The organism is Streptomyces sp. NPDC050619 (assembly GCF_040654815.1).
Classification (GTDB): Bacteria; Actinomycetota; Actinomycetes; order Streptomycetales; family Streptomycetaceae; genus Streptomyces.
The window spans coordinates 22,627-31,545 of the sequence record NZ_JBFAIR010000066.1 but is presented as its reverse complement, the minus strand read 5'-3'; the positions used below and the strand labels follow the sequence as shown (position 1 = coordinate 31,545).

The 8,919-nt window shown below is 69.4% G+C and carries 11 protein-coding genes; 4 read left to right on the top strand and 7 right to left on the bottom strand.

Features of this window, described 5'->3' with window-relative positions; translation table 11 throughout:
- Window positions 1-188 (bottom strand): hypothetical protein (locus AB0I77_RS50835; protein ID WP_363289827.1); only part of this gene is annotated, 188 nt, incomplete at its 3' end.
- Window positions 139-1,518, bottom strand: a complete 1,380-nt coding sequence (locus AB0I77_RS50830; protein WP_363289826.1) for an extracellular solute-binding protein — start codon at window positions 1,516-1,518, stop codon at window positions 139-141. The genes AB0I77_RS50835 and AB0I77_RS50830, both read right to left, overlap by 50 nt.
- A 256-nt stretch (window positions 1,519-1,774) precedes the next feature.
- On the opposite strand from AB0I77_RS50830, the gene AB0I77_RS50825 reads away from it, so the two are divergent.
- Entirely contained in the window at window positions 1,775-3,019 is a 1,245-nt protein-coding gene (locus tag AB0I77_RS50825) for an ROK family transcriptional regulator (RefSeq protein ID WP_363289825.1), read from the top strand.
- 25 nt (window positions 3,020-3,044) lie between these two features.
- Here the strand turns inward: AB0I77_RS50825 and AB0I77_RS50820 are convergent, their stop codons facing one another.
- Window positions 3,045-3,191: a hypothetical protein gene (locus tag AB0I77_RS50820; RefSeq protein WP_363289824.1), complete on the bottom strand. Its 147-nt coding sequence runs from the start codon at window positions 3,189-3,191 to the stop codon at window positions 3,045-3,047.
- A 129-nt stretch (window positions 3,192-3,320) separates the two neighbouring features.
- Between AB0I77_RS50820 and AB0I77_RS50815 the strand changes: the two genes are divergently transcribed.
- Complete coding sequence (locus tag AB0I77_RS50815; protein ID WP_363289823.1) at window positions 3,321-3,854, top strand: GNAT family N-acetyltransferase; 534 nt, start codon at window positions 3,321-3,323, stop codon at window positions 3,852-3,854.
- A 13-nt stretch (window positions 3,855-3,867) separates the two neighbouring features.
- Here the strand turns inward: AB0I77_RS50815 and AB0I77_RS50810 are convergent, their stop codons facing one another.
- Window positions 3,868-4,566 (bottom strand): SDR family NAD(P)-dependent oxidoreductase, encoded by a 699-nt coding sequence (locus AB0I77_RS50810; RefSeq protein WP_363289822.1) that lies wholly within the window; start codon window positions 4,564-4,566, stop codon window positions 3,868-3,870.
- A 114-nt stretch (window positions 4,567-4,680) separates the two neighbouring features.
- Here AB0I77_RS50810 and AB0I77_RS50805 point away from each other — a divergent pair, with 114 nt between their 5' ends.
- The gene (locus AB0I77_RS50805; RefSeq protein ID WP_363289821.1) at window positions 4,681-5,562 is read left to right on the top strand and encodes a helix-turn-helix transcriptional regulator; all 882 of its coding nucleotides are present in this window, start codon (window positions 4,681-4,683) and stop codon (window positions 5,560-5,562) included.
- A 52-nt stretch (window positions 5,563-5,614) separates the two neighbouring features.
- Here AB0I77_RS50805 and AB0I77_RS50800 read toward each other — a convergent pair whose 3' ends face one another.
- Both AB0I77_RS50800 and AB0I77_RS50795 read right to left on the bottom strand, forming a co-directional pair.
- Complete coding sequence (locus AB0I77_RS50800; protein WP_363289820.1) at window positions 5,615-6,706, bottom strand: acyl-CoA desaturase; 1,092 nt, start codon at window positions 6,704-6,706, stop codon at window positions 5,615-5,617.
- Window positions 6,707-6,838: 132 nt separating this feature from the next.
- On the bottom strand, window positions 6,839-7,042 hold the full coding sequence (locus tag AB0I77_RS50795; protein ID WP_363289819.1) for a cold-shock protein: 204 nt from the start codon (window positions 7,040-7,042) through the stop codon (window positions 6,839-6,841).
- A 261-nt stretch (window positions 7,043-7,303) separates the two neighbouring features.
- Here AB0I77_RS50795 and AB0I77_RS50790 point away from each other — a divergent pair, with 261 nt between their 5' ends.
- Window positions 7,304-7,930 carry a GntR family transcriptional regulator gene (locus AB0I77_RS50790; protein WP_363289828.1) on the top strand — a complete coding sequence of 209 codons (627 nt, stop codon included), beginning with the start codon at window positions 7,304-7,306 and terminating at the stop codon, window positions 7,928-7,930.
- A gap of 79 nt (window positions 7,931-8,009) precedes the next feature.
- Here the strand turns inward: AB0I77_RS50790 and AB0I77_RS50785 are convergent, their stop codons facing one another.
- Window positions 8,010-8,864: a hypothetical protein gene (locus tag AB0I77_RS50785; protein ID WP_363289818.1), complete on the bottom strand. Its 855-nt coding sequence runs from the start codon at window positions 8,862-8,864 to the stop codon at window positions 8,010-8,012.
- Window positions 8,865-8,919: the final 55 nt, after the last annotated feature.

Below are 8,919 nucleotides of genomic sequence, written 5' to 3'. Positions count from 1 at the left end.
CGGGCGCCCTGTCCGCGCAGGGACTCCGCGCAGCCCTTGCCCACGTCGCCGTAGCCGCAGACGACCGCGGTCTTGCCACCGACGTCCTCATCGGCGGCATGTGGCCGCCGGTCCCGCGAGGCGCCGGGGCAATGGCCGTCACGAGGCGCCCTCGACGGTCTTGTCGTCACCCACAGCCGACTTGACATCGTTGTCGAATGTCTCGGCGGCCTTCTCCACGGATGCCTGACCGGTGGTCACGGACTCCATGGCCTTCTGGATCGCGGTCGAGACCTGGTTGTAGGCGGGCAGACCGGGCCGGTAGTGGGTGTCGGCCACCAGCTCGTTGAAGAACTTGTTGGTGGGCACCGACTTCAGGTACGTCGGGTCGGCCGCGACGTCCGTGCGCACCGCGATGGTGGCGTTGAGCGTGTTCCACTTCGCGGAGTTGGCCTTCGTCGCCAGGGAGGTCGACAGGAACTTCCAGGCCAGATCAGGGTTCTTGGCCTTGGCCGGCATCGACCAGGCCCAGCCGCCGGACATGCTGGTCCGGCCGGGCGCCTGGCCGTTCTGCGTGGGCATGGCCGCGGTGCCGATCGTGGACTGCCACTCGGTCCACGGCTTGGCGCTGGAGGAGCTCCAGTTGTTGGGCATCCAGGAGCCGTCGATGTCCATCGCCAGCTTGCCCTCGGGGAGCAGCTCGGTGCCCACGGTGGTACCGAAGTTGGCGCCCAGCGCCTGCTCCTTGGCCGGGCCGAGCCCCTGGCTGTAGACGGTGTGCACGAACTCCAGCGAGTCCTTGAATCCCTTGCTGCCCACGACCCACTTCTTCTGCGAGGCGTCGTAGAGGGACTTGTCGCCGGCCGGGGTGCCGTACAGGAGCATCTCGAAGCCCTGCATGGAGGACGCCTCGCCGCCCGCCGTGCCGGTGTACAGGTTGAGCGGGGTGACATCCGGGAGCTTGGCCTTGATCGTCCTGGCGGCGCTCAGGACGTCGGCCCAGGTCTTCGGCTGCCAGGGCACGGAGATCCCGGCCTTCTGGAAGAGCTGCTTGTTGTACCAGATCCCGCGGGTGTCGGTGTTGTCCGGGACGCCGTAGACCTTGCTGTCGGCGGCGCCGGTCACCGCGCCCTTGGCGGCGGCGGCGTACTGCGACCAGTCGGCCCACTTCGCGGTGTACGCGTCGAGGGGCTTGAGGTAGCCGCCCGCGATGTCGGAGTTGATCAGCGCGGTGTCCTCGTAGACCAGGTCGGGAGCGGTCGCGGGGGAGCGCATCATGAGCTGGATCTTCGTGTAGTAGTCGTTCTCGGAGGAGGTCACCGGCACCAGGTTGACCTTGGTGCCCGGGTTGGCCGCGGTGAAGTCCTTCACCAGCGAAGCGAGGTAGTTGGCCTGGAGCTTGTTCGTGCTGTCCAGGTTCTGCCAGTAGACGATCTTGATCGACTTGGCCGAGCTGCCTGAATCGCCCGAACCGCAGGCGGTGAGGGCCAGGAAGGTGGCGGCGGTGAAGGCCGCGGCGGTGATGAGTCTTGGGCGCACAGTGGTTCCTCCGGGACGCGAAACCTGAGGGAAAGCCGCGAAGTTCCGGCCAAGAAGGCCAGGCCGGACAACGCCCTGAGCTGGGCGCGACGCCGCGCTACCTGGCCTGAGTGGCCGATTTTGGTGGCGTCAGCTAAATCCAATTGATGGATTAAGTCAATGCTTCTAACCTGTAAACTTTCGCCCTGGGGCGCCCGTGGGGGAGACCGCCTTCGGCCGGTCGTGAGGGGTAGAGAGGGGCACAGGTGACCAACAGGTGACGAGGCTCAGCGGTACGAACCTGCCGCGGGTCGGCGGCTACAACCAGGCCGTCGTCCTGGACGCCATCCGCAGCACGGGCCAGGTGAGCCGGGTCGAACTGGCCGTCCTCACCGGCCTGACCAACCAGACCGTCTCGAATGTCGTCCGCAAACTGCTCGACGCCGGCCTGGTGGCGGAGTCCGGCCAGGCCCCTTCCAGCGGCGGCAAGCGCCGCACCCTGCTGTCCCTGCGCGCCGACGGCGCCTGCGCGGTCGGCGTCCACCTCGACCCCGAGGCCGCGGTGATCGTGGTGGTCGACCTGGCCGGCGACGTGATCGGCACCCGCCGGCTGCGCCTGACCGATCCCGGGGATCCCGCCGTCGTCGTGGACCGGGTCGCGCGCGCCGCCCAGCGGCTCGTCGACCGGTGCGCCGTGGACCGCGCCCGCCTGCTCGGCCTGGGCATCGCCGCCCCCGGACCGGTCGACGGCACCTCCGGCGCCGTGGTGTCCCCGCCGAACTTCCCCGGCTGGGGACGCGTCCCCCTGACGGAGATGTTCGTCGAGGCCACCGGTCTGCCCGTCGCCCTCGACAACGACGCCACCGCCGCCGCGATAGGCGAACGCTGGATCGGCGGCGCGGACCGGGCGGGCAGCTTCCTCTTCATCTACCTGGGCACCGGCATCGGGGCCGGCATCGTCCTCAACAACACCGTGCTGCACGGCGATTCGGGCAACGCCGGCGAGTTCGGCCACATGGCCGTCGAACCCGGCGACCGCGTCTGCCACTGCGGCGCCACCGACTGTCTCGGCCCCTACTGCAGCCCGCCCGCGATCATCGACGACCTGCTGCGACGCCACGGGCGCACCGCCGCCGACCGCATCGGCCTGACCGGCACACCCGACTCCGTGCACCACGACTGGAAAGCCCTGCGCCGGGCCGCCCGCGCGGGCGACCCGGACGCCTGCGACGTCGTACGCCGCGCCGCCCGCCGGATCGGCCAGGCGGCACGGGGTGCCGCCAGCCTGCTGGACGTCGGCCGTGTCGTGCTCGGCGGCGAGGCGTTGCGCGGCATCGAACCGATCATGCGAGAGGAGATCGACGCCGCCGTCAACCGGACATCCGTCGCCCGTACGATCCGCGCGGTCGCCGTCGAGCAGAGTGTGATCGGCGACACCGTGGGCGCGGTCGGGGCCGCTTCACTGGTGCTGCACGGCAACTACGCACCGGGGTGGCGGATGCTGACGGATGTGTCCGGGTGAGGGGCGGGAGTGCGACGCGGAGTGGTCAGCGACGGCCGCGGAGCTTGTCCAGGAGGCGCCGGGCCTGGGTCCGGCGCCGGGGGTCGGCTGCTGCTCGTCGCGCCTGCTCGACTGCGCGTCGCCCTTGGGGGCTCTGCGCGAACTGCTTGATGCGTTCGATCATGCTTGGCATCTGTTTCCTTCCGTCGGCTACCAGCGGGTCTGTCCGCCTCAACCCACCTACCCCCCGGTGGGATTCCTCACCGCTGTACGGCGAGTGCCGATTACCGATAGGACCCCTGCCTTCGGCAGGATGGGCACCATGACCGAAATCCGCACCCCCCGACTCCTTCTCCGTCGCTGGCATGACGACGACCTCGTGCCGATGGCGGACATCAACGCGGACCCGCAGGTCATGCGCTGGGTCGACGACGGCTCGGTGCGCGACATGGAACAAACGGCCCAGGACATCGAGCGGTGGGAGGAGGAGTGGGACGAGGAGGGCTTCGGCCTCTTCGCCGTCGAACTGCTGGCCTCGGGCGAACTGGCCGGCTTCACGGGCCTGTCCGTGCCCGAGTTCCTGCCGGAGGTGGCGTCGGATGTGGCGATCAGCTGGCGCTTCGGCTCGCAGTTCTGGGGCCAGGGGTACGCGTCCGAAGCCGCCCACGCCACGCTGGAGTTCGCACTTCAGGACCGCGGCCTCGACCGCGTCATCAGCATTACCCGGATGGGTGACGACGCCTCCGAGAACGTCGTCCGCAAGCTCGGCATGGCGCCGGAGCGCGAGGCGGTACATCCGGTGTACGGCTTTCCGCTGAGCGTTCACGTCATCGATCTCACCGAGTTCCAGGCCTGAAGCGGCCGCAGGCTCACGACCAGGCGATCTCACCGTTTCGGTCGACGAAGCGTCCGGAGCCGCTGCCGGGCTCTTCGGTGGCGAGGGCGACGATCGCGTCCGTCCCCTCGGTGACGGTCTGGGGGCCGCGGTGGCCGTTGAGGTCGGTCGCCGTGTAGCCGGGATCGGCGGCGTTGACGCGGATGTCCGGCAGTGCCTTGGCGTATTGGGTGCTCAGCATCGTGAGCGCCGCCTTCGAAGCGGAGTAGAGCGGCGCGATGGCGGAAGACTCGAACCGCGACGGATCGTGAGTGATGGCGAGCGAGCCCATTCCACTGCTGACATTGACGATGACCGGGTCTGCTGACCGGCGCAGCAGCGGCAGGAACGCGGTGGTCGTGCGGACCACACCCGCGAGGTTGACGTCGAAGACAGCGAGGGCGTCGGCGCCGGTGAGCGTGCTGGGATCACCGTGGGGGCCGTGGATGCCGGCGTTGTTGATCAGAACGTCGATCGAACCCTCGTGCCCGGCGACATCCGAGGCCGCGGCGGTGACGGACGCTGCGTCGGTCACGTCGATCGGGACGAAGCGCGCGCCGAGCGCGGCGGCGGCTTCTTCGCCCTGTTCGGGGTTGCGGGCTCCGACCAGCACGGTGTGACCGAGTTCGATGAGGCGACGGGCGGTCTCGCGGCCAAGCCCCTTGTTGGCTCCGGTGATGAAGGTGATCGTCATGCGTTGATTGTTCGTCCACTCGTGGAGCCCCCGCCAGGGACGCCTCAACGGTAGGAGCAGCAGTACCACCATCGACAGGACCGTCGATGACCGAGGCGCAGGAAGATGGGCCTCATGACGACGACACCAGGGGCCGGGCTGGGAGCGATGATCCGTACGTGGCGGAATCGGCTGCCCCCCTCGGCCGCGGCGCTGCCGGTGGGCCCGGCACGCCGTGCGGTCGGGCTGCGCCGCGAGGAGCTCGCCGAACTCGCCGGCGTGTCGGTCGACTATGTGGTGCGCCTGGAGCAGGGGCGCGCCACGACGCCCTCGGCGCCGGTGGTGGCGTCCTTGGCCCGCGCCCTCCAGCTGTCCACCGCCGAGCGGGATCACCTGTACCGCCTTGCCCACCTCGTCCCGCCGACGGACGGCGCGATCTCCGGCCACATCCCGCCCGGCGTCCAGCGGGTGCTCACCCGGCTCGGGGACGTCGCCGTCGCCGTGTTCGCGGCCGACTGGCAGCTGATCTGGTGGAACCGCAGCTGGGCCGGGCTGCTGGGCGATCCCTCATCGGTGCCGCCGCGGCTGCGCAATTTCGCCCGCGAGAGGTTCCCGGTAGGAGCGGGCACTGTTCGCATCGGGTTGTGGCCTGTGACCGAACTGGACAGGGACGCCACCGACGCCGCCGTCGTGTCCGACCTGCGCCGCGCCACCGGCCGCTTCCCTCACGACAGGCGCCTGGCAGAGCTGATCCGGGTCCTGACGGCGGGCAACCGACGGTTCGCCGATCTGTGGGCGGTCGGCACGGTGGCCGCTCACCGCGCGGACCGCAAAACGATCGCGCACCCCTCCGTAGGGCCGGTCGCGGTGGACTGCGATGTGCTGATCGACGGTGACTCCGAGCTCAAGATCGTCATCATGACGGCCGCGCCCGGCAGCGCGGACGAGACCAAGCTGCGACTCGCAGCGGTCGCCGGTCCGCCGGACACCACGAACAGCTCGTCCGCACGCCGGTAGGCGGGTACGAGCGTGACGTGCGGCTCTCGCGGAGAGCCGCACGGTGAAGTGATCAGTACTCCAGTTCGGGGCGCAGCGGGCCGCCGACCGCGTGGAGGTGCCGCAGTACCTGGGCGTAGGAGTCGAAGAGCCCGGTCTCGTGGTAGGCGATGCCGTGCCGGGCGCAGAACGAGCGCACGAGTTCCTGGGCATGGCGCAGGCTGGGCCGCGGCATGGAGGGGAACAAGTGGTGTTCGATCTGGTAGTTCAGCCCGCCGAGCGCGAAGTCGGTGAACTTGTGACCACGGATGTTGCGTGAGGTCAGTACCTGCCGACGCAGGAAGTCGATCTTGTCATCCTTGGCGAAGAGGGCCATGCCCTTGTGGTTGGGGGCGAACGAGCACCCCATGTACAGCCCGAACAGTCCCTGGTGCACGGCGATGAAGCACACGGCCTGGACGGGAGGCAGTACCCAGAACACGGCGGCGAAATAGCCGACGAGATGCGCCGTCAGCAGGCTCGCCTGGCCCGCCTTGGTCATGCGCGAGGTGCGGGTGCCGGTGCGTTCGAACAGCTCCTTGACACCGGCGACGTGCAGGGCGAGCCCTTCCAGGAGCAGCATCGGGAAGAACAGCTTGGCCTGGTGACGCGCCAGCCAGGCATACGCTCCGCGGCGGACGCGGGCGTGGTCCTCGGTGAAGGCGATCGCGCCGTCGGCGATGTCGGGGTCGCGGTCGACGTGGTTGGGGTGGGAGTGATGCCGGTTGTGTTTGGAGATCCACCAGCCGTAGCTGAGGCCGATCAGCAGGTCGGCGTGCACGCGGCCGAGCACGTTGTTGACGCGCTTGGAAGCGGCGATCTGGTGGTGACCGGCGTCATGCCCGATGAACCCGGTCTGGGTGAACATCACCGCGAGGAAGGCGGCGGTCAGCAGCTGCCACCACGACTGCCCGATCAGGGCGAACGCGGTCCATCCGCCGGCCAGCAGAAGCAGGTTCGCCCCGACCTTGACGGAGTAGTAGCCCGGGCGCCGTTTCAGCAGCCCGCTCGCTTTCACCTCGCGGGACAGCGCGGCGTAGTCGCTGCCCCGGCCGGCGGGCCGGGGGTGGGGGATCTCGGCATGATCGGCCGGACGGGTGCTCCGGTCGCTGATTTCAGTGGTCACAGTGTTCCCATCGGGGGGTACGGGCGTTGCGTGCCCGGCGCGGGTGTGGGGCCGGATTCGGCACCTGTACGGAGGCAGCCCGAGGCAGGCCCGCGGTGCGGGCCTGCCTCGGGAGGGTGTCCTCTGAGCGCCTCAGAGCGCGCGGACCTGGTCGGCCTGCATGCCCTTGGGGCCCTGGGTGGCGGTGAACTCCACCCGCTGGTTCTCCTCAAGGGAGCGGAAACCACCGGTGTCGATCGCTGAGTGGTGGACGAAGATGTCGGCGCCGCCCTCATCGGGCGCGATGAAGCCGAAACCCTTGTCCGGGTTGAACCATTTCACGGTTCCCTGAGCCATGTGATGTCTCCTTCGAGATGGCGATGAGTACGGGAAACGCGCGCTCGCGCGTCCCGGGCTGTTGGTCGCCAGCCGTCGAAGAAAACCCTCGAAACGACGAAACGCCCGCTGTCAGAACTCCGCGGGCGCTCACACGTTCGCAAACTTCAACTACAACCACGCGCTCCAACGTCCGGGGCTCCGGCGAAGTTCCCGGCGGGGACCACCGCCCCTCGTGGTAGCTTCTGTATACAAGGTGTATGCGATTTTCTGGGGGTAGTGGTGGCGTCCGGCCGGGAGAAGGCGTACGAGTACCTCAAGGACACGGTGCTGACCGACCCGGCGATGCGGGGAGAGTTCCTCTCCGAGCAGGACATCGCCGACCGGATCGGGGTGTCGCGCACCCCGATCCGTGAGGCGCTGCTGCTGCTCGCGGCCGAGGACCTTCTCGAGCTGGTGCCCAAGCGCGGAGCGCGGGTGGCGTCGTTGTCCGGCCGCGAGATCGCCGAGCTGATGGAGCTGCGCGGGATCGTCGAGCGGTACGCGGCCGAGCGGGTCATCGCGACGGACAGGGTTCCGCTGCGGCAGCTCACCGAGCTGATGGACCGCCAGGCCGGCCTTGACGGGCCCGAGCAGGCCAAGGAGTTCATCGCGGTGGACCACCTCTTCCACGCCACCCTGGTGTCCGCCGTCGGGAACACGCTGCTGGAGAAGCACTACGACGGGCTGCGCAGCCGTCAGGTCCGGGCCGGTGTGGTCGCGCTGTACCACCAGCAGGGGCGGCAGGAGGCGGTCCTCGACGAGCATCGGGCGATCCTGGACGCGCTCGCCGCCGGTGACGCGGCGGCCGCGTGCCTGGCGATCGACAGCCATCTGGGTTCCACGCTGAAGGTCTTGCTCGCCGGTTGAACACGTGCCCCGTGGTTCGGTCCAAGAAGGCCCCACCGGGGACAGCATCCGGCTCGCCTACGGCCTCGCGCCCCGCCTCTCAGAAGCCGCCCTTGCGGAACTCCGTGACCGAAGCGGTGGATGTCGCGGTGACGTTGTAGCGGTCGCCGCCCGCGTCACGGCCGCCCTGGTCGTGGTTGTAGCCGAACTTGAAGACGTAGGTGCCGGGATCCAGCGTGACTCCCGACTTCAGCGTCACCACGTAGTCCAGCTCGCCGCTGGTCGACCCGGAGGCCACCGACACCTTGTCGTCGAGGGAGGTCCACACGCCGGTGTCGGCGACACCGCCGGTCTGGATGACCTTGACGACCACCTTGAGGCTCTTGAGCGCCTTCGTGGACTTCACGGTGACGATGCTCTGGTCCCAGTAGCCGTTGTCGTCCGACGAGTCCAGGCTCCCGTCGGACGAGAGGTAGTCGGCCGGCTCCTGTGGCGAGGAGGTCGTGGACTGCGAGGAGGGGTCCCGCTGCTCCTCCTGGGTCGTCTCCTCGTCCCTGCTCGTATCGGAGCCGCCGCCGGAGGTGCCGCCGCCGGAGATCCCGGCGCCACCGCCCCTGGGGAGGGGGTCGACTTCCTGGCCCTTGTCGTCCTCCTCCGCCGTGGGCGCCCCTGAGGACGGAGCGGTGGTCGGTGTGCCGTCCTTGGTACTGCCGTGTTTCTTCGCGGCCTTCTTCTCGGCAGCGGCGGTGACCTTCTGCGGGTCGGTGCTCCAGTCGATCCGGGAGACCGCCGTCGCGGCTCCGGTGATCACCAGGATCGTGGCCGCGACAGCACCGACGGCCTTCCAGACCCTGCGGCCGGGCAGGAACCCGCGCAGCGGAGTGCGCGCCTTGCGGGCGAACAGGTCGGCGAACTCGCCGGTCGAGCGGTCGGGGCGCGTGGGGGTCTGTGGCATGAGAGCGGGTCCTTGGGAGAGGCGTGCGTGGGCTCGGCGGGCGGCGGGGTGGCGG